The following is a 26,195-nucleotide window of genomic DNA, read 5'->3' as shown; positions in this document are numbered from 1 at the left end:
CTCAGGCCTCCGCCAGCAGGTAGCCGACGCCCCGTATCACGTGGATCTCGACGCCGGCACCGGCCTGCTGCAGTGCCTTGCGCAGCTTGGAGATGTGCGCGTCGAGCGCATTGGACTGGATCTCATCGTCGAAACCGTACACCGCAGCCTCCAACGCACTGCGGGTGACCGTGCGCCCCTGCCGCATCGCCAATGCCTGCAGCACCAGTACCTGCCGACGTGGCAGCGCCAGAGGCTGGCCCTCCACCTGCGCCTGCAGCGATTCGAAATCGAACTCGAGCCGCCCCAGCCGCAGGCTCGGTGTCACCATCGCCGAAGGCCTGCGCGATACCGCGCGGATGCGCGCCATCAGTTCCTCGATCGCCACCGGCTTGACCAGATAGTCATCGGCACCGACGTCCAGGCCTTCGACCTTGTCCGACAGCGTGCCCTTGGCGGTCAGCATGATCACCGCCAGGTTCGGCCGCAGCGCACGCGCCGTCGCGACGAATCCGGCGCCATCGCCATCGGGCAGCTGGCGATCGAGCAGCAGCAGCTGGTGCACCGGTTCGCGCAACGCGAGCGCGGCCTCGGCCAGGCTGCCGACCACGTCGGCGACCACGCCCTGCCGCTCCAGGCCCGATTGCAGGGCGCGGGACAGATCAGGATCGTCTTCGACCAGGAGGATGCGCATCAGGAACTCGTCTGCCGGAAACGCTGCCGATCATAGTGCCTGGCGCCAGGGTTTTGCGCCCATGCGTGCCGATCACGCGGGCGCAATGTTCTGACAATGTTGCCCCCTCACCATGCGCAGCCATCCTCCGCAACGTGGCTGATCGATGCCGTCGCTGTCCCCGACCCTGCTGCGCCCGCTGCTGTTCACCGCTGCCCCGGCGTGCCGTTGCTCGCCCACGCTGCAGAGCAGAACCCGGGCGTACAGGCCGGCATCAGCGCTGGCGCGACCTCCGGTGCGTACGCGCACTACGACGTCAAACCGCTGGTGGTACCGGCCATTGCCTGGCAGGGCGAGCGCTTCTTCGCCAGCCCCGGCTCGCTGGGCATGTACCTCTACAAGGGCCAGGGACTGCGCCTGTCGGCAGCGGTCACACCCTACACGCTGCGCTTCAAGACCAACGACGTGAACGATGCTCAGCTGCGCCGCCTGCACAGCCGGCAGATGTCGGCCATGGCCGGCATCAACGGCGAGTACAGCGCCGACTGGGGCATGGTCGAGGCCAGCGTGATGCGCGAAGTGACCGGCCATGGCGGCGGTTTCGAGTCGCGCCTGCATTACAGCTACCCGATCCAGGCGGGTCGCTTCACCTGGGTGCCGCGGGCGGGCGTGGTGCACTCCAGTGCACGGCTGCTCGACTACTACTACGGCATCAGCGATGAAGAAGCCCTGCGCTCGGGCCTTGCCGCCTACCGCCCCGGCAGCACCACGTCGCCGAGCCTGCAGATCACGGTCAGCACGCCACTGGGCACCAAATGGCGCGCCACCGGCGTGGTGGCCAACCAGTGGTTCGGTGATGCAGTGAAGGACAGCCCGATGGCACGACGTGGCACGCAGACGTCGGCCTTCGTTTCCCTGATGCGCTCGTTCTGAGCGAGCGCCCCCTACGGACAAGGACCCCCATGGCCTCCGTCTCCTCCGCCACCGAAGCCCACGCGATCCTGCGCGCGCCCGACCTGGACAGCGCCGAGCGCGTCTATCTGGGACTGATGCCCGACCTCGAACATGTGAATGCACTGGCACGCCGTGCAGTGGGCCTGTCACGCGTTGCCGACGCGGCACGCGGCTATGCGTTGTCGATGACCCTGGTTGGACTGCGCCTGCAGGAACTGGAGATGGGCGAGCCGACGGCCAGGGAACACCGCCAGGCAACCCTGCGCAGCCTGCGCCAGGCCTTCAGCGCCTGACGGCACATGCACGGACACTGCCGCCGCACCCTTGCCGCGGCACCCGTATTCACTGCATCAGCAGCCAAGCCCACGCGGTAGCGTCGCTCAGCGCAGCGTGGTCCACGCCAGCAGCGCGCACAGGATCGCCACCCAGATCACTGCCTTGAACGTGCCTTCCAGCATGTTGCCGCCGAACAGGCGTTCCAGGAACGGATTGGGCCTGGACACCGGGACGTGATCGCTCATGCGGCAGCTCGCTGAAGTGACGGCGCGGTTGCGCGGTAGCGCCGAGTCTACGCCTGCGCGTCCCGGATTCATCGCCGCCTGCCTGCCTTTGGCGGCGCAATCCCCGCCTTCGTCGCAGGCCGGCTGCGGCGCCCGGCCGGCCATGCCAGCCTGCACGCACTTTCCCGCTGGAGCACCGTGCCATGCCGATGCTTGCCCTGGTCCTGCTGTTCTCCAGCCTGTTCGGCGACGGCAGCGGGCCCACCGAGGATGCCCTGCGCAGCCAGATCCTGCGCACCGAAGGACCGCAGGACACGCATGAAGCGCTGCCCCTGCAGCTCTATCACCTGCGCCAAGACCGCGTGCTGCGCCTGGGCAGCCAGCAACTGGCAGGCGACCATGGCGGCAGCCCGCATGCTGCGCTGGCCCGGGCAGGTGTAGCGCAGCTGTGGGAACGCGTCGATGGCCACTGGCGGATCCAGCGTTCGATCACCATCACCCACTGATTTCACGCCACTGAACCTGCAGGAATGTGGCTTCGCGGGAACGCCGGGGTCCTGCCCCTGGAAAGAAAAAAAGCCGGCCCCAGGGCCGGCTTTCATCGTTTCCACCGCTTCACCGGCAACGCCGGGAACAGGTGGTGGGCGGTACAGGGTTCGAACCTGTGACCCCTACCATGTCAAGGTAGTGCTCTACCGCTGAGCTAACCGCCCATCTTGTTCTTGCCGCCCGAAGGCTGGCCTTGTTACGTAAAAACCCGGCGCCAGGGCCGGGCTTTGCAGTTCACGAGAGCCCTTTTGCGAGGACTTCGTGGTGGGCGGTACAGGGTTCGAACCTGTGACCCCTACCATGTCAAGGTAGTGCTCTACCGCTGAGCTAACCGCCCGTTTTGCTTCTGCATTTCCGCGATTGCGTCGGTGCAGGCCGCGTATATTACGGATGCCGGCAGGGAAGCGCAACACTTTTGTGAAGATGATGCTGCACTGCCGCGTTCAGCCCAGGCTGGCTTCCTTCAGCTGGCGGATCTGGTCACGCACGCGCGCGGCATCCTCGAATTCCAGATCCTTGGCGTGCTGGTACATCTGCTGTTCCAGCGCCTTGAGACGGACAGCCAGCTGCGCCGGCGACAGCGAACGATAGTCGGTCGCCTCTTCGGCCACGCCCGCCCGGCCCTTGCCCTTGCCCTTCTTGGCTTCCTTCTCCGCGGCATCCGAACGCGCGCCCTCGAGGACGTCGACGATCGGGCGCGCCACCGAACGCGGCACGATGCCATGTTCTTCGTTGTACTCGACCTGCTTGGCGCGGCGGCGGTCGGTTTCATCGATCGCCGCCTGCATCGAACGGGTGATCCGGTCGGCATACAGGATCGCCTTGCCGCGCACGTTGCGGGCGGCGCGGCCGATGGTCTGGATCAGCGAGCCGGTGGAGCGCAGGAAGCCTTCCTTGTCGGCGTCCAGGATCGCCACCAGCGATACCTCGGGCATGTCCAGGCCTTCGCGCAGCAGGTTGATGCCGACCAGAACGTCGAACTTGCCCAGGCGCAGGTCGCGGATGATCTCCACACGCTCGACCGTGTCCACGTCCGAGTGCAGGTAACGCACGCGGATGCCATGCTCGGTGAGGTACTCAGTGAGGTTTTCAGCCATGCGCTTGGTCAGCGTGGTGACCAGCACGCGGTCGCCCGCCTTGATGCGTGCGTTGGCCTCGCTCATCAGGTCGTCGACCTGGGTACCCACCGGCCGGATCTCCACCACCGGGTCGATCAGGCCGGTCGGGCGCACCACCAGTTCGGTGATCTCGTCTCCGGCCTCGCGGTATTCATACGGACCCGGCGTGGCCGACACGTAGATGCTGCGCGGGCAACGCTCCTCCCATTCCTCGAAACGCAGCGGACGATTGTCCAGCGCGGACGGCAGGCGGAAGCCGAACTCGACCAGGGTTTCCTTGCGCGAGCGATCGCCCTTGAACATGGCGCCGATCTGCGGAATGGTCACATGCGATTCGTCGATGACCAGCAGCGCATCGGCCGGCAGGTAGTCGAACAGGGTCGGCGGCGGCTCGCCGGCGGCCTTGCCGGTCAGGTGCCGGGAGTAGTTCTCGATGCCGTTGCAGTAACCGACCTCGGCCATCATCTCCAGGTCGAACTGGGTGCGCTGCGCCAAACGCTGCGCCTCCACCAGCTTGTTCTGCGCGTACAGCTGCTCCAGCCGCTCCTTCAGCTCCACCTTGATCGTCTCGATCGCCGCCAGCACGCGTTCGCGCGTGGTCGCATAGTGGGTCTTCGGATACACGGTGAAGCGCTGCATGTTGCGCAGCGTCTCGCCGGTCAGCGGATCGAACAGGGTGATCTTCTCGACCTCGCCATCGAACAGCTCGAGGCGCAGCGCTTCACTGTCCGACTCGGCCGGGAACACGTCGATCACTTCGCCGCGCACGCGGAAGGTGCCGCGCTGCAGTTCGTACTCATTGCGCGTGTACTGCAGCTGGGTCAGGTGGTTGATCAGGTCGCGCTGGTCGATGCGCTCGCCCTTGGACAGGATCAGGCGCAGCGACAGGTAGTCTTCCGGCGCGCCCAGGCCATAGATCGCCGACACCGTCGCCACCACGATCGCGTCCGGGCGCGACAGCAGGGTCTTGGTCGCGGCCAGCCGCATCTGCTCGATATGTTCATTGATCGAACTGTCCTTCTCGATGAAGGTGTCCGACGACGGCACGTAGGCTTCCGGCTGGTAGTAGTCGTAATAGCTGACGAAATACTCCACCGCGTTGTGCGGGAAGAACGCCTTGAATTCGCCATACAGCTGCGCCGCCAGCGTCTTGTTCGGCGCCATGATCAGCGTCGGCTTCTGAATGTTCTGGATGACGTTGGCGATGGTGTAGGTCTTGCCCGAGCCGGTCACGCCCAGCAGGGTCTGCTTGGCGATGCCGGCCTCGAAGTTGCTGGTCAGCTTCGCGATGGCATCGGGCTGGTCGCCCGCCGGCGAATACGGCGAGACAAGTTCAAAACTGTCGCTCATGGTGTTGCCAGTTCCCGGGAAGGATGAGTATACGGGGCTAGGGGTGACGGCTGGCTGAGGGGTGGCCGGGCAGCCCGCCACGGGGATTCCCGATGGCGGCCGCGCAGCCGGGCGCGGAGGCTGGATGCATGCACCCGACCCATGCCCCCTGCCCCCTCGGCCCCCGCTCTGCGCGGGGCGTGCACCTGACCGAACTGCTGGTGGTCATCGCCGTGCTGGCGGTGCTGCTGGCGGCGTCCTGGCCGGCGCTGCAGCCTTTGCTGCTGCGGCAACGCGCCGATGCACTACAACTGACCCTGCACGCCAGCCTGGCCGGCGCGCGCAGCGAGGCATTGCGCAGACGCGAGCTGATCGGCCTCTGCGCCAGTATCGACGGCCTGCACTGCAGCGACGACTGGAGCGCCGGCTGGATCATCTACCGCAGTGGCGACCAGCGCGGGGAGCCAACGTCGCCGGAGGCGATCCTGAACCATCACACCGGGCGCTCGGACATATCGATCCTTGCCCAGGCCAGCAGCGGGCGGCCCCAGCTGTTCTTCCAGGCAGACGGACGCAGCCCAGGGGCCAACCTGACCCTGCGCATCTGCGCGGGCAACCGGCTGCACGGTGCGTTGATCGTCAACAATGGCGGCCGCGTGCGAAGTGAACGCGTGGACCGCGATACGCCCTGCTGACTGCCTGCGCAGAAAAGCAAAAGCCGCGATTTCTCGCGGCTTTTGCAGTGTCTGGCGCCCGAAGTTGGACTCGAACCAACGACCCCCTGATTAACAGTCAAGTGCTCTAACCGGCTGAGCTATTCGGGCGGGGAGGCGCATTGTACTGGTCGATTACAGGAAGATCAACACCTGTTTCACCAGCAACTGGCAACGCCACCGTCGGCCGTCTTGCGGTTGGCCTGGTCCACGCTCATCGTGCCGCAGCTGTCCTTGGCCTGCGTGCCCTGCGGGGTGGCGGTGATGGTGAAGCTGGTGCCATCCCCCTTGTAGTCCAGGTTGTAGCGCACGGTACCACCATCACGGGGCGACACCTTGGTCGGCAGCGCGTAGCCGGTGTAGGAGTTGTTGCTGGTGTGGTAGCGCTCGGCGCGCTGTGCGTACTCAGCCAGGTCCGCCTTCACCACGGCACGATGCGATCGGCGCACGTATTCCTGATAGGACGGAATGGCGATCGCCGCCAGGATGCCGATGACGATCACCACGATCATCAATTCGATCAGCGTAAAGCCAGCCGCGCGGCGAGGCATGTGAGTGTGCAACATGAGCGTGGATCCTCGCACTGGGGTTACTGGAGCTGGCGCCAGGACTGGCGACCGCAAGGGTAAGGCAGATACAGCGACTGGCTGCCCGCCGCGCCGACGGCCATCCAGCAGGAGCTGCCTCCGGGCGGCGCCTTGTTGTCCGTCGGACGCGGCAGCACCGACAGCGAAACGTCACGGACCGGCGCAGTTCCTCCGGTCTTCAACGCGATGGCGGCGGTCGCTGCCCCGGGCCGGCTGCCGGTCGGCGAGCCATAGCGCACGTTCTCCAACATCGGCAAGCCGCTGATCGACGACAGCCCGAACAGCCAGTTCGAACCGCTGGTCGAACAGCCCACCGACTGCATGTTGGGCACGTAGGTCGGCATGAAGACGATGCCACTGACCAGGATCGGGTTGCCCACCGCACGCTCGCCATTGCCGGCAGGCAGCTGGATCATCCAGCCCCGGGCATTTGCCGGGGCCGTCCCCGCCGTGATCTTGCGTTCATCAACGCCTGCAGTGGCGGCCGCGGCCGTGTACGGGACCAGGTTGGCAGCGGTCACCGTCGAGGTCACTGTCTTCCCCGACAGATCGTTCACGGCGTACAGCGCCTGCTGCGCCTTGTCATCCTTGTCGCTGGTGAAGGAGAAGCTGCCGGTGCCGAAATAGAGCATCACGCCGCCCGAAGGACCGGTGGCAGCAGTCATGCCACCGGTGATCGGCTGGCGGTAGGTCTTGGTGGAGGAATCCTGGGCAACCTGGCTGGTGAACATCGGCACGGTCAGCGTGGTGTTCGCACTGCTGGTCAGGTCGAACTTCCACACGGCGCCACGCTGATCGGCGGCATAGACGGTGTCGGCCAGTCCATCACGGCCGCGCGCATCCTGGTTGGTACCGGTCCAGCGATCGACAACCACAACATTGCCCAGTCCGTTGCTCCCGGAGATGCCGGCGCCTGACGTACCCTCGACGGCTTCGATCATCCGGATGTCGCCACTGGCCATGTCGACCACGAACAGCACCGCCTTGCCATTGGCGCTGCCGTACCCATTGCCGAAGATCGCCTTCCAGGCGACGCCGGTGCCGCTCTTCACCGGCACGATCACCGGCTTGCCCAGCACGAATCCGATGTTGTTGCGCACCTCGTCCCTCAGCGACGCGTTGATGTCGCTGATTTCCCACAGCACGTTGCCGGTGCCGAAGCTGCCCGGCGTGGTGACGTCCAGCGCGAACACCGAACGGCCACCTGCACCCGTGGTGCCTACCAGGCTGGTCTGCCACGCGGTGCCGTTGTAGGTATCGGCCACGGCAATCGGGCCATCGACGTAATAGCGGTGGCGGAAGGTCTGGTCGGCCGTATCGGACTTGTAGGGGAACAGCAGGTTGGCCATGTGCCCCAGCGCGGTGGCCGGGATGTAGGCAAAGCTCTCCGTGCCGCCGGTGCCGTCCTGCTTGGCATCGGCCTTCATGCCGCCATCGAAGGCGTGCAGCATGCCGTCATTGGCACCGACATAGACCATGTACCGCTGGGACTTGGCCTTGGTCGCCAGGTAGTCGGTGTAGCTCTTGGCGTAGGTGCCGCCGAGCTGGCGGTACCCGTAGTCGTCCAGCGGCGAGCTGACCACCGGCGCCGAATTGACGATGTCACCCAGCGGCGTGGTCCGGTCACGATACTTGCCGCCGTTGCGGACCTCGGTGGAGCTGTCGGCACTGAGATAGTTGATGGCACTGGCCAGATCGGCCTTGATCGTCGTCAGCTTGTCGGTGGAGCAGACCAGCATCGACGCGTACTTGCCGTCGGGTTTGCTGCACAGATCCTGCAGGCTGATACGGGCACTGTTGAAGTCCACCGGCGAACCCAGCTTGTTGGCCACGATCCGGCGGCCGGACGACGTCAGGCGGCTGGAGGCTTCCCACACCTCGGTGAGCTCCGCGACCTGGTCGGCGTTGACCTTGACGCTGGCCGCAGTCAGCTTGCTCGACCAGTCGGTGCCGCTGTTGGTGATGTCATAGCGTGGGGTGACCGCCAGTGAGCCGGTGCCGATGCGCGCACCACTGATACCGATCGTGCCTGAAGGCGACGCACCACCACTGATCGAGGACAGCACCCGACGCATGGCCTCGGTGACGTCCGCCGGGGTCTGCGCGTTGATGAATTCGCCACGGCTGTTGACGGCCGCATGCCACAGCTCATCGATGACGGTACCGTCATCGACGTCCAGCGGATTGCCATTGCCGGCCCAGTTCGGCGCCGTCTTGTACGGATCGGCGGTTGCGGCCTGGTTGACGCCGTAGATCTTGCCCTGCGCGCCCAGGGTCACGCCGTAGAAGTTCATGTGCAGGTCGGTCTGGCAGTCCAGGCGCTTCCAGTCCGGGCTGCTCTTGTCCAGGGAGCTGCACTTGTCACTGACCGGCACCTGCCCCGCCGGGAAGCTGGTCCCGGTGCGCAGGGGGGTCCGGGCGCCTGCATAAGCCGCCGCGGCGATGTCGGCGATGGTATTGCTGTAGCCGTCGGAGAACGGAATGGACGGCAGGTGGGTCGAGTTCACCGAGTCGGCGTCACCGAAGGACGCGCTCGGTGCATTGCCGGAGTTGGTGTAGCCATCGGTGAACAGCATGCCGCCATTACGCTGGCAGGCCAGCTGCACGGGGGCATCGGCGTCGGTACGACGGAACTGGTCGACCAGATACTCCACCGCGCGACGGTTGGGCGTGCCGCCGTTGGCCGTCAGCGCATAAATCTGCTTGTAGAGGTCAGCTCGGTTGGTGACCATGTCATACATGGTCGCGTTGCTGAGCTTGTTGATGGTGAAGTAGCCCACCCGCATCGTATCCACGCTCACCAGGGCGGCGGTCGACGAACCGACGATGGCCAGCACGCGGTTGCGGTGATACTGGAACCAGTTGGCGAAATTCTGGATCGCGGCGTTGTAGGCGGCCGGACTCGAGTAATTGCCCGGCTTGATCTGGTAGCGACGCAGGTTGCAGCCCGGACCACAGGCACCGGTAATCACCGGGCGACTGGCGTCGTCGGTCTTGTATCCGTCCGGTGCAGGCGCTGCAGCCGGCAGGTAGAAGGTCGCCGGAAAATAACTGATGGAGTATGTGGTATTGCCGGTGTTGCTGATCGCGGCGGTCTTCCATCCACCATCCCACCAGCTGTCGACATAGTATTCATTGCCGGTACCGGAAAGGTCGGGAATCCGCATACCGTTGACGAACTGGAACTTTTCCGACGTGTCGGCCCGATTGACGGTCATGTTGTACACGGCGTTGTAGCCGCGCTGGCCGGACCGGGGATCGGCGCGGGTCTGGGTGATCGAGGCATCTGCCCACAGCGTGCCATCGGCATTGGTCCACGGCCGATAGGTCACTGCCGGGTTGAAGTAACTGGCGTTGTAGACATGCGAACGCGCGAAGCCGTAGATATCCAGCGGCGGAATGGCGCGGCCTGGCGAGTATTCCTTGTTGAACTCCGCGTGCGGATACAGGTAGAGGTAACAGTCCACCGAGTTGCTGGCGCACGCCGAGCCCACGCTGAAGAAGCTTCCATCGTTGTTGAAGAAGCTGTTGGTGTTGCTGTTCCAGCGCATGCGGCCGTCACCACCGGGGAACATGCGTTCGAAGTTCATCGAACCCGAATCGTCCACCGCCATGATGAACGCCGGTGTCGCGCGCGTCTGCACGTTCATCGGCTCCTGTGCCAGCACGCCCTGCGCCTGTGCGGCAAACAAGGTATGCGCCAGATAGCCGCCAGCGGCCAAGACGGCAAGGCCAACGCCTGCCAGGATCCTGCGGTTGCGAGTGTTCATGGGCTCCCCACCCTCACAGCTTGAATACGGTATCGATCGCCGCACGCGACGTCGCATCACTGGTGGTATCACCGGCATAGGTCGTGATCTGGTAGACCGGCGTCGGCTTCTCCACCGACTTGCCCATGTCCAGCGCACCCTCCCCCTGGATGCAGCCCTGGATCTCACGGACATAGATGGCCGGCTTGCTGCCCAGCTTGGTTTTCGCGACCCAGGCCGAGGGGTCGAAGCCGTCATCGCACTGCTGGTTGATGTCGGAGGAGGCCACGGCCGGATTGGCGCCGGCATCCTTGCGGTTGGCGATGTTCTCCACGGCGTTCTCGGCGCTGCGTGCCGCGCCTTCCGCGTTCTGGAGCGCCATGTTGGTCGCCCGGTAGCCGGCCGCCATGCGTTCCTGCATGCCGGCCACCTGCATGCCGATCACGCCCAGCAGGGCCAGCAGCACCAGCATGATCAGCGCGACATAGAGAACGGCACCCTGCTGTCGTGCCTGGGCAACGAAGGGACGGCGTCGGGAGGAAGGATGAGTGCGCATGGTCGTCAGTTCCCGAACAAGCGGTTGCGCAGCGCAACGGACGCTTCATAGGCGCCACGATGGCGCTGGTCGTAAGGATCGGCCGGGGCAAAGCCCACCCCGAGGATGGCCGGATACGTGGCCGCACTGCCCGGCGCTTCGGCCGACGCACGCTGCGGACTGCGCGCCAGCAGGCCGACCTGCACCATGCCGACGCGGCGCCACTGCCCTGCGGCGGTGGCATCGGTACCGGTACTGACCGCACTGGCCACGCGCTGGTCGACGATGCGACCGGTCGGCGGCGTGGGCAGGGCGATATCCGGGGTGGCATCCAGTCCGTACAGGAACTGCATGTTCTCGATGCCTTCCACCAGCTCCTCGCCATCGGCGTAGCCGCCGGCGCCATTCGCGCGTGCCCGGTAAAGCGCCGGCTCGCCATTGGGATTGGTCGCGATGTAGTACGCCATGCCATCGGCGCGATACAGCATGGTCATCGCGTTGTTGATCGAATAGTTGCTCAGGTCGACCTTGTCCACCTTCAAGGTCGAACCGCTGATGGTGGCGGGGAAGACGTCGGCACGGGTGCAGTCGGCTATGCCGAAGACTGTCGGCGTACCTGCGGCGTTGGCCTTCAGTCGGGCCATGCCATCACTGGAGACGGTCAGCGTGGTCGCACCCGCGGCCACGGAGATGCCGGTCACCACGGCCCCTTCCGGACTCATCAGGCGCAGCACAAGGATGTCGCTGCCAGGCAACGGCGCCGGCTTGAGGTTGGTGATGCTCTTCGGTACCGACTGCGCCGCGCTCCACGCACGGCCCAGTGTCAGCGTGGCGCCCGGCGCCGTACCTGCTGCCTCATACCCCTGCACCGGAACCGAGAAATCCTGCGGGTCGCCACTGCCCGAGCTGATGCCCAGGTGATAGCCGATATCGCCGGTGTTCTTGACCACGTGGGCCTGGTCGTTGACGCAGCCGAAGTGGCCGGCCATGCGCAGGTCACGCTGCAGGAAATCCAGCGCGAAGCGCGCGTTCTCCTGGGTACGGGCCGCGCCTTCGGACAGCCGCGACGCCGCACGCGAGGCGATGAAGATCTGGGTGACGCCCAGCATCAGGACCAGGCCGATGACCATGGCGATCATCAGTTCGATCAGCGACAGGCCTCGGGCTCGCGAAATTGGACTCATGGGCGCGTTCACAGGAAGGTCGTCAGGCCGAAGGTGGTAAGGCTGTCGGGATCCTTCGGATCCCAGCGCTGGTCACCCCAGCTGATGGCCACGGTGACCTGGCCGGTGCTCTGCACGAAGGTCACCTGCGCGCTGGCCTTCTCGCCCAGCGTGCGCGCGACCTCGCACTGCCAGCGCGCCACGTTCGTCTTCGGCGTCACGGCAGCGCCGGTCGGCCAGGCGCAGACGCCGCTGGGCTTCACCGAGCCGGCCGAGAACGAGGCCGAGGAGTAGGCGCCACCGGCCAGGGTATCGGTGCGCTGGGCGCGCATCAGTTCGATCAGGTCGTTGGCCAGGTTGGTCGCCTGGGTGCGGTAGTTTGCGCTCTGCACGAAGCGGACGTTGGTGGTCTGCAGCAAGGCAAAGCCCAGCAGCCCGAACGCCAGGATCAGCACCGCCACCATCACTTCGATCAGGCTGAAGCCACCCTGCGACGAGCGCGGGCGGGCCAGGTTGCGGCGGCTCATGAGCAGGCTCCCTTGGTCACCCGGACCTGGCCGGATTGGTTGATCGTCAACGTGCTTTTCGATTCACCGGCCTTGCACGCATCCGGCGACAGCACCAGGGTCTGATCAGCGACCGCCCTGCGCCGGCCGCGCCCGTCGAAGGCGATGACCGCGCCCGGTGGGCCGACTACGCTCAGCTGCGGATTGCCCTGAGAAAAGCGCAGCGCGACGTCATTGCTGCCCATCTGGCCGTCGCCATCCAGGTCCGACCAGGCCAGCACACCCTTGGACCAGTCGCCATCACAGGCCTTGCCATCGGCGCTGCCACAGACACCGCCACCGTTGCTGTTGCGGATGCCTTCGCTGCGGGCCAGGTTGGCCAGCGCGATCAGTTCATTGTTGGCGGTCGCCAGCCGGTTCGAGCGGATCATCCCGCGGAAGCTCGGATAGGCGATCGACGCCAGGATCACGAAGACGGCCAGCGTGACCATCAGTTCAACCAGCGTGAAACCGTTTTGCCGGCGCAAAGACATTGGACGCTCCCCAGCGTGTTGGTGGCCACGATGGGCCATCGTCCCGCCACCGGCAAGCGGCGGCAGGATGAACGGTCAATCCGGGGCGACGGGCGTCAAAGGCTTGACGACCCGCCCTCCCCTGCCCCGTGCCAGCGCGATCCCCATCGCGCCGGCCCGGGTTCAGGCCAGCACCTGGTAGCAGGGCTGGTATTCGCCGGAGATCTTCATCCGGCGCTGCTCGACGAAGGCGCGCAGCAGCGCATCCAGCGCCTGCATCATGTCCGGATCCCCGTGGATCTGGAACGGCCCGAACTGCTCGATGCGGCGCATGCCGTCCTCCTTCACGTTGCCGGCGACGATGCCCGAGAACGCCCGGCGCAGATCGGCCGCCAGCGCGTGCGGCGCACGCCCGTGGTGCAGGTCCAGCGCGGCCATCGCCTCGTGGGTCGGCACGAACGGCTGCTGGTACTCCCACGGGATCTCGATCGACCAGTTGAAGAAGAACGAGTCCTTCTGCGCCAGGCGGTGCTCGCGCACGCGCTTGATGCCGTTGGCCATCTTCTTGGCCACCGCGACCGGGTCACCGATGATGATCTCGTAGCGCTCGGCAGCCTCATCACCCAGGGTCAGGCGGATGAAGCGGTCGATCTGCTCGAAGTACGGCGCCGCCACGGTCGGGCCGGTAAGGATCAGCGGGAACGGCAGGTCCCTGTTCTCCTCGCGCAGCAGGATGCCGAGCAGGTACAGGATCTCTTCGGCAGTGCCGACGCCACCGGCGAACACGATGATGCCGTGGCCGATGCGGACGAAGGCCTCAAGGCGCTTCTCGATGTCCGGCATGATCACCAGGTGGTTGACGATCGGGTTCGGCGACTCGGCCGCGATGATGCCCGGCTCGGTGAGGCCGATGTAGCGCGTCACGGTACGGCGCTGCTTGGCATGGGCGATGGTGGCGCCCTTCATCGGGCCCTTCATCGCACCCGGACCGCAGCCGGTGCAGATGTCCAGGCCGCGCAGGCCCAGCTCGTAACCCACCTGCTTGGTGTACAGGTACTCGTCGCGCGAGATCGAATGGCCGCCCCAGCACACCACCAGGTTCGGATCGCCCGGGTTGAGGATGCGCGCGTTGCGCAGCAGGCCGAACACCGCGTTGGTGATGCCCTCGGACGACTCCAGCTCGGCCGCGTAGGCCGGGCCCATCTCGATGGCCATGTAGGCCAGGTCGCGCACGACGGCGAACAGCAGTTCGGCGACACCGCGGATGATCTCGCCGTCGACGAAGGCCATCGCCGGTGCGTTGACCAGGTCGATGCGCACGCCGCGATCCTGCTGCGCCACCTGGATGTCGAAATCAGGGTAGAGGTCGCGCGCCGCGCGCGGATCGTCCGAAGCGCTGCCGCTGGTCAGCACAGCCAGCGCGCAGCGGCGCAGCAGCTCATGCATGCCGCCGGCGGAGGCATCGCGCAGGCGTGCGACCTCGGCGCGCGACAGCACATCCAGCCCACCGCGCGGGTAGATCCGCGCATCCTGCACCGGCAGTGCACGGGCTGATTTTTCGTTCGTGGTCATATCCAATTTTTCGCTTCCTTCAAGGTTTCCGACTGTACTGCCGCCCCCTTAAAAAGCAAAACGGCCGGGAAGCCCGACCGTTGGATGTGTGCTGCCCGCGTTCGCCTGTCCGGGACCGCCTGGGCGGCGTTGACGCCGCGCACATTTCCAGATGCTACGCCGTTGCCCAGCGCCCCGCAAGGACTTTCGCCTGAACGGGAAACGGCCGGGTTTCCCCGGCCGTTTCCGTTTACAGCAGCGCTACGTCAGTGCATCAGAACTGGTAGCGGAAGCCCAGCTGCAGCGACCACTGCGAGACACCGACGTCGAAGCCGTCTGCATCGGAGTTGGCGACGCTCGGCAGGTCCGCGCCACGGTAGTTGTAGACGTACTTGCCGTTGTACAGGCCCTGCAGGCTGGCAACACGAGCGTTGGCGTAGAAGCCGTAGTCGTAGATGTTGCCCCACTTCTTGTTGAGCATGTTGCCGACGTTCTGGATGTCCAGCCAGATCTCCGACTTGTGGCCCTTCATGAAGCCCGGCAGCTGCTGGCTGATACGGATGTCGAAGGTGTTGATCCAGCCGGTACGGAACTGGTTGGCCGGAGCCACCTGGCCTTCGTACTTGGCCAGCTGCGGGTTGGCCGCCAGCCAGTCGAAGAACGACTTCTCCATCGCCGCATCGGCGGTGAACTTGCCGTTGTTGGACAGGGTACCGAACAGGACCTCGCCGCGACGCGGCACGTAGAACAGGTCGTTGCCCGAACGGCCGTCGCCGTTGGCGTCGTTCACATAGATGTAGCTGTACGGGCGGCCGCTGCGGCCTTCGTACACCAGACCCACCTTGGTCTCGTAGTCGCCGAAGAACTTGTGCTTCCAGTTCAGCGAGCCCGACAGGCGGTCTCGGATCTGGTAGCGCGAGGTGTTCAGCATTTCCTCGTTGGCATTGAAGGCATACTGGTAGCCCCAGCCCGAGCTGGCGGTGGAGCTGGTCAGGCTACCCACTTCCTTGGCATCGGTGTAGGTGTAGCCCAGGTTCCAGGACCAGTCGCTGCTCGCGCTCCACGGCTTGCTCAGCGAGACGGTGAACTGCGAGGTGCGGCCCTGATCGGTGTTGTCGATCAGGTAGACGTTGTTGAAGCCCTGTGCGGCGTAACCATTACGCGCATCGTTGGTGCCCCACGCCCTGCCGTCAGCCGAAGGCACGTAGTAGTTCACGCGACCATCGGCACCGACCTGACGGCCCTTGCCCAGGTTCAGGTGCTGGTAGTACAGGCCATCCTTGACCTTGGTGACCAGCAGCTCGGCCGAGGCGACCATGCCGTACCAAGGCAGCTCGTGATCGAAGGCCAGGTTGGCCTTGTACAGCGACGGCAGCTTGAAGTCGCGGCCGACGAAGTTGACGTTCTGCAGCGCGCTGCCCGGAGTGGTCGGGACCGGCTGGTTGTCCTTGTCCGGATTGAACTTCTGGCCGTTGTAGCGGCTGATGTTGTACGAGTCGTAGTTGAAGCCGGTGGTGGAGTAGCTGTTGCTGATCCACACCTGCGGTGCATCACCCTGGAACAGGCCGATGCCGCCGCGCAGCTGTGTCGGGCGCTCGGTGTCGAAGGTGTAGTTGAAGCCAAAGCGCGGCTGGATCAGGAACTTGCTCGGGAACACCGCACTATTGTCATAACCGAAGACAGTCTGCGCCTTCTGGTTGTACGCCGGCGCCGGGCTCACCTTCGGTCGGTCGCCACGCAGACCCATGGTCAGGGTCAGGTTGCTGTTGACGTACCAGGTGTCCTGCACGAACAGGGCCAGGTTGCTGTACTTGTAGTCAGCCGCGATCGAGTTCGCGCTCTTTTCCTTGTTCAGCTGGTAGGTCTGCCACTGCCCCTTGGCGAAATTGTCCAGGCCATAGAAGGTGTAAGCACCCCACGAGCCAGCGCCATAGTAGTTGTAGACATCGTTGGTGTCGTACGAACCACCGAACTTCAGGTCGTGGTCACCCAAGGTCAGCGTACCGGCGGCGTAGTAGTTCCACGCCTTGGTTTCCAGCACGTTGTTCTGCGAGTTGGTCTCGGTACCCAGGAACAGCGAGTCGCCTTCCGGCGTGGTCACATCGCCACCGCGCGGGAAGTAGATGCGGATGCTCGGGGCATTGGTCGGCACCTCGCGGACGGCCGAGTACTCGCGGTACGAAGCCTTCAACTCGGTCGAGAAGGTGTCGGTCCAGTCGCTGAAGACCTGGGCGACGTAGCTCTCGTTGGTCTTGACGTGCTGGTACCAGTAAGAGCTCAGCGAAGCCTGCGAGGTCGAGCCCATGCCGTTGATGCGCAGCTTGCTCTGCTCGAGCTTGCTGTAACGGATGTTGGCGCGGTGGTTCTCGTTGATGTTCCAGTCGAGCTTCAGCGCGTACTCTTCCAGATCCGTGTTGCCGTTGCTTTCGATACCGCCGGCATCGAAGCCATAACCCTTGGCGATTTCCTGGGCACGGGTCACGTCAGCCATGCTGTAGTCGGCATTGGCCTTGCCCAGCGCGGTGCTGGACAGGTCGGCGCCCGGCGCGGACTGCTTGAACTTCTCGTAGTTGGCGAAGAAGAACAGCTTGTCCTTGACGATCGGGCCGCCCAGGGTCATGCCGTAGGTCTTTTCGTCGTTGAAGCCGTTGAACTTCTTGCCTTCCGGGTTCTTGCCGAACCAGTCACCGTCACGGTAGGTGCCGTACACCGAACCGTGGAATTCATTGGTACCGGACTTGGTCACCGCATTGACGGTGGCACCGGCAGCGCCAGCGATGCTGACGTCGTAGTTGGACAGGTTGATGTCCAGCGCTTCGATGGCCTCCATCGCGACCGGCTGGCGGCGGGTCGGCATGTTGTTGCCTTCCAGGCCGAAGGTGTCGCTGGCCGAGACGCCGTCGATGTTGATCGAGTTGTAGCGCGGGTTCTGGCCACCGGCCGAGATCGAGCCCGAGGCGCGGTCGATGAAGGTCACGCGCGGATCCAGGCGCATCAGATCCTGGATGTTGCCGCCGATGGACGGCGCAATCTCGATCTGCTCCTGGCTGATGTTGGTGCCCGAGCCCATCTTGGTGGCGCTGAACACTTCCGAGCCGCCGCCGACGGCGGTGACCTGCACGGTGTCCAGGTTGGTGGCCTTGGCCACGTCACCGGTCAGGATGGCATTGATGGTGCCGGTCTGGTTCACGCCCAGGTAGACACCATCTTCGGTTTTGGTGCCTTCACCCGGCTTGGTGATGGTGATGGTATAGGGACCACCCACGCGCAGGCCGCGCGCGTTGTAGCGACCCGCCGCGTCGGTGGTAGCGCGCGAAACCGTGCCCGACTCGGTGTGGGTGATGGTGACTTCAGCACCGGCGACGGGCTGGCCGCCGCTGGTCACGACCTGGCCGCCGACACCGGCAGTGGTGGTCTGGGCGAAGGCGGGAGCGGCAGCAAGTGCAGCCACGAGACCAAGGGTAAGCTTGGACATCCGGAGTGGGTGGGTCATTTTTCGGTAGCCTCGATGCGAGTTGGCGATGGCGGAAAAAAAAGCGCATCCAAACAGCCCTGCGGGTGGCTGGTCGGAGAGTTATCTGGGGTTCCCTACCGCTTGGCTGAAGGCAGCCATAACGGTTAACACTAGATTAACACGCTACGCCATCAATGTGACGGTTGTGCGACAAACGGCACCGGTTCGCAACGCAATCGTGACGGGCTCTTCACTCCGCCTTTCCCCGGGGCTCACTCGCGGGGAACTGCCTCGCTGGCATCGAGAATCGTCCCCCGCCAGGCATGGCCGGCCCGGGACAACAGGGTGACGGCCGCAGCGGCGGCCGCTTCGGGCCCTTGCGCGGCCGGGTCCTGGTCGACGGAATAGGCGCGGGCACGCAGGGCCGTGCGCAGGGGCCCCGGGTACAGGCCGCTGACCCGGACCGGGCTGCGGCCCAGCTCATCGTGCAGGCTCGCGATCAGGCCACGCAGGCCGTGCTGGGCCACGCCATACCCGCCCCAGTAGGCCTGCCCCACCCGTTCGGGGGCATCGACCGCGAACACCAGGGCAGCATCCTCGCGCTGCCGCAGCAGCGGCAGGCAGGCCTGGGCCAGCCAGGCCGGGGCGGTCAGGGTGACATGGACCGCGCGGGCGAAACTGGCCGGGTCGGCCAGCTCGAACGGGGTCAGGCCGGGGAAATGCGCGGCGCAGACCAGCAGGCCATCCAGCCGCCCCAGCTCGCGCTGCAGGGCCTGGGCCAGTTCGGCATAGTCATCGGGTCCGGCACCCTCCAGGTCCAGCGGGTACAGCAGGGGTTCCGGGCCGACCGCCTGGACCTGGGCATAGACCCGGTCCAGCCGGCGCGGCTTGCGCCCCAGCAGGACCACCGTAGCCCCGGCCGCCGCAGCGGCAATCGCCGCCGCACTGCCCAGCCCGCCGCCGGCACCGGCAACCAGCACCACGCGGTCCTGCAACGGGCGGCCATCGAGCGCCCCGTCAGTCGGTGACGTCGACGGCCAGGCACTCATCCCTGGGTCGCCTCTTCGACGATGCGCTTGAGCTCGCCGGATTCAAACAGTTCCATGACGATGTCGCAGCCGCCGATCAACTCGCCGTTGATGAACAGCTGCGGGAAGGTCGGCAGGTTGGAGAAGCGCGGCAGGTTGGCGCGGATCTCCGGTTCTTCGAGCACGTTGACGGTGCGCAGGGTGACGGCGCCGGCAGCCATCAACGCCTGCACGGCGCGGCTGGAAAAGCCGCACATCGGGTACTGCGGGGTGCCCTTCATGAACAGCACGAGCGGGTAACGATCGACCTCTGCCTGGATTTGCTGCATCACCGCCACAACCACACTCCTTGCTTCGCCGGACAACCCGACCGTGATGGTCGGCTAGACTGCCCACGGTAGCCGCCATTGTAAGCGGATGGAACAGGCTGCCGTCGTCCCCTGGCCACGAACCTGCACATGCCCATCGAATTGCCCGCCCTGCCCTACCTCTCCGGCTCCCTGCAGCCCCACCTGTCCGCGCAGACCGTGGAACTGCATCACGGCCGCCACCACCGCGCCTATGTCGACGCGGTCAATGCCGGCACCCTCGGCACCGAGTGGGAGGAGGCGTCGCTGGAAGAGATCGTGCGCCATGCCCAGGGCACGCTGTTCGATGCGGCCGCCCAGGCCTGGAACCACGGCTTCTACTGGCAGTGCCTGCGCCCGCGCGGCGGCGGCGAACCGCAGGGCCGGCTGGGCGAGCTGGTCAAGCGCCAGTTCGGTGACGCGCAGCGCCTGCGCGAGGAATTCAACCGCACTGCACTGGGCCTGTTCGGCTCGGGCTGGGTGTGGCTGGTGCAGCACCCGGGCGGCCAGCTGGGCATCCAGGCCACCCGCAACGCCGGCACGCCCCTGACCGGCGACAGCACCCCGCTGCTGTGCTGCGACGTATGGGAGCACGCGTACTACACCGACTACCAGAATGACCGCGCGCGTTACCTGGACGCGTTCTGGCAGATGGTCAACTGGGAATTCGCCGAGAGCCAGCTGCGCTGACCCCCTGTAGAGCCGAGCCCATGCTCGGCTGGCCGGACAGCAGCCGAGCATGGGCTCGGCTCTACAGATGAAGCTTCATGCGCTCTCGTGCGCGGCCACCGCATCCATCACCCGCGCCGAGTACACCAGCGCGGCGCCGGCGTTGAGCGAGACCGCCACGCCCAGCGCCTCGGCGATTTCCTCGCGGCTGGCGCCATGCTTCAGCGCCGCGTCCACGTGCACGGTGATGCAGCCGTCACAGCGGGTGGTCACCGCCACCGCCAGCGCGATCAGCTCCCGGGTCTTGGCATCCAGGTGGTTGGTCTGGGCACCGGCATTGGCCAGGGTGGCGTAGCCCTTGACCGTATCCGGCGAGAGCTTGCCGATCTCGCCGATGCGGCCCTTCAGTTCCTTGCGGTAGGCATTCCAGTCGAGCATGGTCGTGACTCCTGTGAAAGGAGCTCCACGCTACCACCGGGAGTGTTGCGCCGATGGCTGCACCGGCGCGCCACACCGTTGCACTGCCGGCCAGCGGCCGGCACTACCGGACTCAGCGGTTGCGCAGCGCGTGCACCGCCGGTGCCACCTGGGCCTGGCGGTCCAGTTCCAGGCCCACCTGGTCCAACGCGTCGGCCAGTGCTGCGGCATCGTCATCGCGCAACGTGGCATGGCCGACCTTGCGGCCTTCGCGCGACTCCTTGCCATAGTCATGCCAGTGGCCACTGGCCTGGGCCAGCACCGGCAACGGGTCGGGCATCCGGCCCAGCCAGTTCAGCATGCAGGCATGGCCGAGCATGCGGGTGCTGCCCAGCGGCAGGCCCAGCACGGCGCGCAGGTGGTTCTCGAACTGCGAGGTCTCGCTGCCTTCGATGGTCCAGTGCCCGGAGTTGTGCACGCGTGGCGCCATCTCGTTGGCCAGCAGCTCGCCATCGCGGCAGAACAGTTCCAGCGCGAACACGCCGACGTACTGCAGGTGTTCGGCGACACGGCGTGCATAGCCGATGGCTGCCTGCTGCTCGGCGGCGGACAGCACGGCCGGGGCCACGCTGGCCGACAGCACACCGTCGACATGCCAGTTGCCGGTGATCGGCCAGGCTTCGAAACTGCCATCGCGGCCACGCACGGCCACCACGCTGACCTCGCGCTGGAAGGCCACGAAGCCCTCCAGGATCAGTCCGGTGCGCTCGACCTGTGCACCCAGCGCATCCCAGGCGGCATCAATGTCGGCTTCGCTGCGCAGGCGGAACTGGCCCTTGCCGTCGTAGCCCAGGCGGCGGGTCTTGAGGATGCACGGCAGGCCGAATTCGACGGCTTTCGCCGCCAGCTCGTCACGGCTGCGGATATCAGCGAAGGCCGGCAGCGGAATACCCAGCTGCTGGAACAGGGTCTTCTCGCTCAACCGGTCCTGGGCCACCGCCAGCGCGGCCGGCGGCGGGTAGACCGGCACGCGGTCGGCCAGGAACTGTGCACTGTCGGCGGGCACATTCTCGAAATCGAAGGTGACCACATCGACCTTGGCAGCGAAGTCCGCCAGCGCCTGGCGGTCGTCGAAGGCACCGACGGTGAGCGGCGCCAGCGGGCCGCTGCAGGCGTCGGCCGCCGGGTCATACAGTTCGAAGCGCAGCCCCAGCGGCGCACCGGCCAGGACCATCATGCGGGCGAGCTGGCCGCCGCCTAGGATGCCGACGGTCAGGCTCATTGGCGCGGATCGTCGTGGGCCATCACGTCTTCGGTCTGGCGTGCACGGAAGGCGTCGAGCGCCTGGCCGATCGCCGGCTGGTCGCTGGCCAGCATCGCGGCGGCGAACAGCGCCGCGTTGGACGCGCCGGCATTGCCGATGGCGAAGGTGGCGACCGGGATACCGGCCGGCATCTGCACGATCGACAGCAGCGAATCCATGCCGTTGAGGGCCTTGGACTGCACCGGCACGCCCAGCACCGGCACGGCGGTCTTGGCGGCGATCATGCCTGGCAGGTGGGCGGCCCCGCCGGCACCGGCGATGATCGCGCGCAGGCCACGCGGGCCCGCCTGCTCGGCGTAACTGAACAACACATCCGGCGTCCGATGCGCGGACACCACCTTCACTTCGAACGGAACACCCAGGGCTTCAAGCTTCTGGGCGGCGTGCTGCATGGTTTCCCAGTCGGAACGGGAACCCATGACGATGCCGACAAGCGGCGCGATCGGGTTGGGGGTCATTGGCCGTCACCTGCCTTAAAGACGTATTCTAGCCATCTTCCACGCAAGACGAAGAACCATGGATCGCAAGCTGCTCGACCTGCTGGTGTCGCCGGACACCCGCCAGCCCCTGTCCCTGCTGGATGGCAAGGGCCTGGAAGCCCTCAACAAGGCCATTTCCGCCGGCGCGGTGAACAAGGCCGATGGCAACCCGCTGGCGCAGCCGCTGCGCGAAGCGCTGGTCACCCGCGACCGCAAGCAGGTCTTCCGCGTCGACGACGGCATCCCGGTGCTGCTGGCCGAGGAAGCCATCCCGACCGCCCAGATCGCCGATTTCCCGACCGCATGAGCACGCTGCCGACGCCGGATGCGGCCGTTGTCGCCGCCGATGTCGCGCGTGCACTGGCCGAGGACCTGGGCAGCGGTGATGTCACCGCCGCCCTGCTGCCCGACCAGGCCGACAGCGCCTACCTGCTGTGCAAGCAGGACGGGGTGATCGCCGGCCGCCCCTGGTTCGACGCCACCCACCGCGCGCTCGACCCGGACGTACGCATCGAATGGCAGGTTTCCGACGGCGACGCGGTCACCGCAGGCACCGTGCTGGCCCTGCTGCATGGGCGCAGCCGCAGCCTGGTCAGCGCCGAACGCACCTCGCTCAACTTCCTGCAGACGCTGTCCGGTACGGCAACCACCACCGCCCGCTACGTGGCGGCGGTGGCCGGTACCGGCACGCGCATCCTCGACACCCGCAAGACCCTGCCCGGCCTGCGCCTGGCGCAGAAGTACGCGGTGCGCTGCGGCGGTGGCGAGAACCATCGTTTCGGCCTGTACGACACGGTGATGCTGAAGGAAAACCACATCCGCGCTGCCGGTTCACTGGCCGACGCCGTGGCGGGCGCACGCCGGCAGTGGCCTGCGCTGCCGCTGGTGGTCGAGGTCGAGGATCTGGCGCAGCTGCGCCAGGCGCTCGACGCTGGTTGCGAACGCATCCTGCTGGACGACTTCAGCCCCGACCTGCGCCGCGAGGCGGTACGCATCACGGCCGGCCGCATTCCGCTGGAAGTGTCCGGCAGCGTCGGCCTGGGTGGCCTGCGCTCGATCGCCGAGGATGGCGTCGACTGCATCTCCATCGGCGGCCTGACCAAGCACGTGCAGGCCATCGATCTGTCGTTGAAGCTCGGCCCACCGCCGGGCTGAGGCCTGCAGGACTTGTAGAGCCGAGCCTACGCTCGGCTGCTTGTCGATTTGCGGCACGCCCTGCGCGCGCTTCGCGCGATGAGCCGAGCATGGGCTCGGCTCTACACGACCCGGGACGCCTTCACGGCTCGGCTACGGCCGCCTCTGCGACGCTGCCGGCATCCCCCACAGGAGCCGCGCATGCGCCGGATGCTCTTGCCTGCCTGTCTGCTGCTGGCCGCGGCCCCCCTGTCCGCAGCGGCGGCCGAAGCCTGCGATGTGCCACCGCGTTTCGGCCTGAGCCCATTGGCGGTGGCCATCCGCAATACTGCCTGCAATGAACACCGGCTCTGGTTCCGGCCTTTCATCGATCGCGATGGCCGCGCGGCGAGCCTGAGTGTCACCGAGGCCGAGAACGAACATCTGGCCGACAACGGGCTGATTGCCTGGCAGCGCGTGGCCGGCTACTGGCGCAACAGCGGCACGCTCAACGCGATGGGCAGCATCGCCGGCGCCAGCAGCTGTCTGGCACCACTGGGCACGCGCTACACCGACAGCGACTGCCGCACCTTCCTGATCGACAACCCGTGGTCGGCCGCGTTCATTTCCTGGGTGATGGTGCAGTCCGGCGTCCCCGGCTTCAACGCGTCGCCACGCCACATCGACTACATCCGTGCCGCGTACCAGGGCGGACCCTCGGGCGTGCCGTACCGGCTGGTCGATCCCGCGACCGCAAAGCCCGCACCGGGCGACCTGCTGTGCTTCCTGCGCGATCGCAGCACCACGCTCAGCTACAGTGGGCTGGTGCAGGCACTGGGCAACGGTTCGGTGGGCCACTGGAAATCACATTGCGAAGTAGTGGTGGCCGCCAACCTGGGGGGCGACCAGACCCTGTACCTGGTGGGCGGCAACGTGATGAACACGGTGGCGATGCGACTGCTGCCGCTGGACCGCACCGGGTTGATCAAGCTGCCGCCGGCGCGCGAACGCAACAGCACCGGCATCGAGCCCAGCTGCACGCCGGGCCGCGAGGACGAATGCAGCTTCAACCGCCAGGACTGGGCAGCGCTGCTGCAGCTGACGGCGACCGCGCCATTGGTGATGCCTTCGCCCTCCGCCGCGCCGATGCAGACGGTGCCGGCGACGGCGCCGTCTAACGTGCCCGCATCACCGATGTCCAGCGAACCGCAGCCACGGCGGTGAGTGCAGCGCTTGATCCAGCGCGCGTTCGCCGCCATCTTTGCCGGATCCACCTCTGACGGCTGACGCCATGCCCACCCTGCTGTTGTTGCTGATTGCCGGCGGAATCATCTATTTCTTCTGGAATGCGGCGCGTTCGGCCGCCGAGCGCGCGGTCGAGCTGGGCCGCAATGCCTGCCGCGCTGCCGACGTGCAGTGGCTGGATCAGGCGGTACATGCCACCGGCCTGCGACTGTCGCGTGGCGAGGATGGACGGCTCGGTTTCGAGCGCACCTTCAAGTTCGAGTATTCCTACGATGGCATCGATCGCCACGTGGGCCGCATGGTGCTGCGCGGCGACCAGCTGATCTCGTTCACCGGCCCCGGTGCCGCGCGGATCAGCCAGATCCGGCCGGATGTGGAGGATGCCGAGGATGTGTAAGAACTGAAGGTGTGCCGACCAACGGTCGGCACCCACACAATTCCGGCACCCACCGGTAAAACCTGCAAAGGAAGACGCCGCCCATCGGGGCGGCGTCGGAATGGTTACTTGACCACGCGCAGGTTCGGGCGGCCCTTGGGCGGCGGACTGGCCGGTGGCGTATCGTCCGGCGGCGTGCCGTCCTCGTGCAGCAGTTCGTCACTGGTCGGCGCGGTCTCGCTGCCCGGAATGTCATCCGGCAGCGCCATGCCCTGCCCGGTCTCGCGGGCATAGACCGCCAGCACGGCGCTGATCGGTACCTGCACCGGGTAGCTGGTGCCGGAGAAGCGGGCCGAGAAGCTCACCATTTCGTTGTCGATCATCAGCCGCACGACGGCGCGTTCGGCGATGTTGAGCACGACCCGGCCATCCTTGACCGCCGAAGGCGGCACCTGCACGCCGGGGACGCCGGCGTCGACCAGGATGTGCGGGGTCAGCTGGTTGTCGTTGATCCATTCCACCAGCGCCCGCAGCAGGTACGGGCGGTGGCTGGTCATGTGGAAGAAGTCTTCGGTCATGCGTGAAGTGTACGCGCCCGGCGCCCCGCCGGGGCGGATCGCCTGCACGCCGGTCGGCGTGCAGACGGGTTACGCAAGGTCGGATCAGACCGGCAGATCGCGCAGCTTCTTTTCCTGGTCGGTCAGGCTGCGGACGAAACCCGGGTGACGGAAGATGCGGTTGCCATAGTCCTCGATCGCCTTGCCGTCCTTCGGCAGCGGCACGTCCAGCGACTGCAGGCGCCAGATGATCGGTGCCATTGCACAGTCGGCCAGGCTCATTTCCGGATTGAGGAAGAACTTGCTGGCCTTGAACAGCGGCAGCGAGGCGGTCAGCAGTTCCTTCAGGCGCTTGCGGCCGGCCTCGGCCTGGGTCTTGTTGCCCAGCTGGATGGCCTGCACCTGCGGTACCCAGTCGTGCTCGATGCGCAGCATGGCCAAGCGGATACGCGCACGCGAGAGCGGATCGACCGGCATCAGCGGAGGATGCGGGTAGCGTTCGTCCAGGTATTCGCTGACCACCGACGCGGCGTACAGCACCAGCTCGCGCTCGACCAGGGTCGGCACCGAGTGGTACGGATTGAGATCGATCAGGTCTTCAGGCGGGTTCTGCGGATCGACCGGGACAAAGTCGAAGGTGACCCCCTTGGCCGCCAGCACCAGGCGTACCCGGTGGCACAGTACGTCGTCGTTCGAGGAAAACAGCGTCAGTGTATTGCGCATGCGTACGCTCGCCGCCATCAAAGGCTCTCCCACGACAGGAGACCG

At 66.1% G+C, this 26,195-nt stretch carries 26 protein-coding genes, 3 tRNA genes and 1 pseudogene; 9 read left to right on the top strand and 21 right to left on the bottom strand.

What is annotated here, in order from left to right:
- Position 1: 1 nt before the first annotated feature.
- A complete protein-coding gene (locus VG561_RS06385; protein ID WP_005415973.1) occupies positions 2 to 673 on the bottom strand; it encodes a response regulator transcription factor in 672 nt (223 codons plus the stop codon).
- Between the two features lie 145 nt (positions 674 to 818).
- Between VG561_RS06385 and VG561_RS06380 the strand changes: the two are divergent.
- Together VG561_RS06380 and VG561_RS06375 are read left to right on the top strand one after the other, a co-directional pair.
- A pseudogene (locus VG561_RS06380) lies at positions 819 to 1,585 on the top strand (MipA/OmpV family protein).
- 29 nt (positions 1,586 to 1,614) lie between these two features.
- Positions 1,615 to 1,899, top strand: a complete 285-nt coding sequence (locus VG561_RS06375; RefSeq protein ID WP_014646601.1) for a hypothetical protein — start codon at positions 1,615 to 1,617, stop codon at positions 1,897 to 1,899.
- A gap of 87 nt (positions 1,900 to 1,986) precedes the next feature.
- Here VG561_RS06375 and VG561_RS06370 read toward each other — a convergent pair whose 3' ends face one another.
- Complete coding sequence (locus tag VG561_RS06370) at positions 1,987 to 2,127, bottom strand: hypothetical protein (RefSeq protein ID WP_162838510.1); 141 nt, start codon at positions 2,125 to 2,127, stop codon at positions 1,987 to 1,989.
- Positions 2,128 to 2,309: 182 nt separating this feature from the next.
- Here VG561_RS06370 and VG561_RS06365 point away from each other — a divergent pair, with 182 nt between their 5' ends.
- Entirely contained in the window at positions 2,310 to 2,612 is a 303-nt protein-coding gene (locus VG561_RS06365) for a hypothetical protein (protein WP_046429817.1), read from the top strand.
- A 132-nt stretch (positions 2,613 to 2,744) separates the two neighbouring features.
- Here VG561_RS06365 and VG561_RS06360 read toward each other — a convergent pair.
- The 3 genes from VG561_RS06360 to uvrB all read right to left on the bottom strand — a co-directional run bounded on the left by VG561_RS06360 (position 2,745) and on the right by uvrB (position 5,123).
- Positions 2,745 to 2,819, bottom strand: a tRNA-Val gene (locus VG561_RS06360).
- A gap of 98 nt (positions 2,820 to 2,917) precedes the next feature.
- Positions 2,918 to 2,992, bottom strand: a tRNA-Val gene (locus VG561_RS06355).
- Between the two features lie 106 nt (positions 2,993 to 3,098).
- The gene (uvrB, locus tag VG561_RS06350) at positions 3,099 to 5,123 is read right to left on the bottom strand and encodes an excinuclease ABC subunit UvrB (RefSeq protein ID WP_014646599.1); all 2,025 of its coding nucleotides are present in this window, start codon (positions 5,121 to 5,123) and stop codon (positions 3,099 to 3,101) included.
- A gap of 128 nt (positions 5,124 to 5,251) precedes the next feature.
- On the opposite strand from uvrB, the gene VG561_RS06345 reads away from it, so the two are divergent.
- Complete coding sequence (locus VG561_RS06345) at positions 5,252 to 5,797, top strand: GspH/FimT family pseudopilin (protein WP_051007154.1); 546 nt, start codon at positions 5,252 to 5,254, stop codon at positions 5,795 to 5,797.
- Between the two features lie 52 nt (positions 5,798 to 5,849).
- Here the strand turns inward: VG561_RS06345 and VG561_RS06340 are convergent.
- The 11 genes from VG561_RS06340 to grxD all read right to left on the bottom strand — a co-directional run bounded on the left by VG561_RS06340 (position 5,850) and on the right by grxD (position 19,238).
- Positions 5,850 to 5,926, bottom strand: a tRNA-Asn gene (locus tag VG561_RS06340).
- Positions 5,927 to 5,973: 47 nt separating this feature from the next.
- Entirely contained in the window at positions 5,974 to 6,381 is a 408-nt protein-coding gene (locus VG561_RS06335) for a type IV pilin protein (RefSeq protein ID WP_014646597.1), read from the bottom strand.
- Positions 6,382 to 6,404: 23 nt separating this feature from the next.
- The gene (locus tag VG561_RS06330) at positions 6,405 to 10,172 is read right to left on the bottom strand and encodes a pilus assembly protein (protein ID WP_049407951.1); all 3,768 of its coding nucleotides are present in this window, start codon (positions 10,170 to 10,172) and stop codon (positions 6,405 to 6,407) included.
- A 13-nt stretch (positions 10,173 to 10,185) separates the two neighbouring features.
- The gene (locus tag VG561_RS06325; protein ID WP_046429812.1) at positions 10,186 to 10,707 is read right to left on the bottom strand and encodes a pilus assembly PilX family protein; all 522 of its coding nucleotides are present in this window, start codon (positions 10,705 to 10,707) and stop codon (positions 10,186 to 10,188) included.
- Positions 10,708 to 10,712: 5 nt separating this feature from the next.
- Positions 10,713 to 11,870, bottom strand: coding sequence for a PilW family protein (locus VG561_RS06320; protein ID WP_046429811.1), 1,158 nt, complete (start codon positions 11,868 to 11,870; stop codon positions 10,713 to 10,715).
- 8 nt (positions 11,871 to 11,878) lie between these two features.
- Complete coding sequence (pilV, locus tag VG561_RS06315) at positions 11,879 to 12,376, bottom strand: type IV pilus modification protein PilV (RefSeq protein WP_046429810.1); 498 nt, start codon at positions 12,374 to 12,376, stop codon at positions 11,879 to 11,881.
- Complete coding sequence (locus VG561_RS06310) at positions 12,373 to 12,888, bottom strand: pilus assembly FimT family protein (protein WP_041863227.1); 516 nt, start codon at positions 12,886 to 12,888, stop codon at positions 12,373 to 12,375. The genes pilV and VG561_RS06310 overlap by 4 nt, the downstream gene beginning before the upstream one ends.
- Before the next feature lie 162 nt (positions 12,889 to 13,050).
- Entirely contained in the window at positions 13,051 to 14,439 is a 1,389-nt protein-coding gene (gene ppnN / locus VG561_RS06305; RefSeq protein WP_075075696.1) for a nucleotide 5'-monophosphate nucleosidase PpnN, read from the bottom strand.
- 253 nt (positions 14,440 to 14,692) lie between these two features.
- Entirely contained in the window at positions 14,693 to 17,893 is a 3,201-nt protein-coding gene (locus VG561_RS06300; protein ID WP_049442246.1) for a TonB-dependent receptor, read from the bottom strand.
- A 251-nt stretch (positions 17,894 to 18,144) separates the two neighbouring features.
- Positions 18,145 to 18,921, bottom strand: a complete 777-nt coding sequence (locus VG561_RS06295) for an SDR family NAD(P)-dependent oxidoreductase (RefSeq protein WP_262093275.1) — start codon at positions 18,919 to 18,921, stop codon at positions 18,145 to 18,147.
- Entirely contained in the window at positions 18,918 to 19,238 is a 321-nt protein-coding gene (grxD, locus tag VG561_RS06290; protein ID WP_005415957.1) for a Grx4 family monothiol glutaredoxin, read from the bottom strand. Before grxD ends, VG561_RS06295 begins: the two co-directional genes overlap by 4 nt.
- A gap of 120 nt (positions 19,239 to 19,358) precedes the next feature.
- On the opposite strand from grxD, the gene VG561_RS06285 reads away from it, so the two are divergent.
- Positions 19,359 to 19,937 (top strand): superoxide dismutase, encoded by a 579-nt coding sequence (locus VG561_RS06285; RefSeq protein WP_075075694.1) that lies wholly within the window; start codon positions 19,359 to 19,361, stop codon positions 19,935 to 19,937.
- A gap of 75 nt (positions 19,938 to 20,012) precedes the next feature.
- Here the strand turns inward: VG561_RS06285 and VG561_RS06280 are convergent, their stop codons facing one another.
- From VG561_RS06280 to purE, 3 genes are all read right to left on the bottom strand, one after another.
- Positions 20,013 to 20,354: a carboxymuconolactone decarboxylase family protein gene (locus tag VG561_RS06280; RefSeq protein ID WP_004152082.1), complete on the bottom strand. Its 342-nt coding sequence runs from the start codon at positions 20,352 to 20,354 to the stop codon at positions 20,013 to 20,015.
- Positions 20,355 to 20,466: 112 nt separating this feature from the next.
- The gene (locus VG561_RS06275; RefSeq protein WP_032960908.1) at positions 20,467 to 21,615 is read right to left on the bottom strand and encodes a 5-(carboxyamino)imidazole ribonucleotide synthase; all 1,149 of its coding nucleotides are present in this window, start codon (positions 21,613 to 21,615) and stop codon (positions 20,467 to 20,469) included.
- A complete protein-coding gene (purE, locus tag VG561_RS06270) occupies positions 21,612 to 22,115 on the bottom strand; it encodes a 5-(carboxyamino)imidazole ribonucleotide mutase (protein ID WP_005412808.1) in 504 nt (167 codons plus the stop codon). The genes VG561_RS06275 and purE overlap by 4 nt, the downstream gene beginning before the upstream one ends.
- Before the next feature lie 58 nt (positions 22,116 to 22,173).
- Between purE and VG561_RS06265 the strand changes: the two genes are divergently transcribed.
- From VG561_RS06265 to VG561_RS06250, 4 genes are all read left to right on the top strand, one after another.
- The gene (locus VG561_RS06265; RefSeq protein WP_014036599.1) at positions 22,174 to 22,443 is read left to right on the top strand and encodes a Trm112 family protein; all 270 of its coding nucleotides are present in this window, start codon (positions 22,174 to 22,176) and stop codon (positions 22,441 to 22,443) included.
- On the top strand, positions 22,440 to 23,291 hold the full coding sequence (nadC, locus tag VG561_RS06260; RefSeq protein WP_014646586.1) for a carboxylating nicotinate-nucleotide diphosphorylase: 852 nt from the start codon (positions 22,440 to 22,442) through the stop codon (positions 23,289 to 23,291). The genes VG561_RS06265 and nadC overlap by 4 nt, the downstream gene beginning before the upstream one ends.
- Positions 23,292 to 23,471: 180 nt before the next feature.
- Complete coding sequence (locus VG561_RS06255) at positions 23,472 to 24,473, top strand: DUF2272 domain-containing protein (protein ID WP_014646585.1); 1,002 nt, start codon at positions 23,472 to 23,474, stop codon at positions 24,471 to 24,473.
- A gap of 67 nt (positions 24,474 to 24,540) precedes the next feature.
- A complete protein-coding gene (locus VG561_RS06250; protein WP_005415950.1) occupies positions 24,541 to 24,891 on the top strand; it encodes a DUF3301 domain-containing protein in 351 nt (116 codons plus the stop codon).
- A 104-nt stretch (positions 24,892 to 24,995) separates the two neighbouring features.
- Here the strand turns inward: VG561_RS06250 and VG561_RS06245 are convergent, their stop codons facing one another.
- Both VG561_RS06245 and VG561_RS06240 read right to left on the bottom strand, forming a co-directional pair.
- Positions 24,996 to 25,448, bottom strand: a complete 453-nt coding sequence (locus VG561_RS06245; protein ID WP_014646584.1) for a ClpXP protease specificity-enhancing factor — start codon at positions 25,446 to 25,448, stop codon at positions 24,996 to 24,998.
- A gap of 84 nt (positions 25,449 to 25,532) precedes the next feature.
- Positions 25,533 to 26,168 (bottom strand): glutathione S-transferase N-terminal domain-containing protein, encoded by a 636-nt coding sequence (locus VG561_RS06240; RefSeq protein WP_005408842.1) that lies wholly within the window; start codon positions 26,166 to 26,168, stop codon positions 25,533 to 25,535.
- Positions 26,169 to 26,195: the final 27 nt, after the last annotated feature.

The sequence above is a fragment of the Stenotrophomonas sp. CASM110 genome, from assembly GCF_049384345.1.
Taxonomy (GTDB): domain Bacteria; phylum Pseudomonadota; class Gammaproteobacteria; order Xanthomonadales; family Xanthomonadaceae; genus Stenotrophomonas; species Stenotrophomonas muris.
Note: the sequence above shows the minus strand (reverse complement) of the source record. Positions and strands in the feature narration are given on the sequence as shown.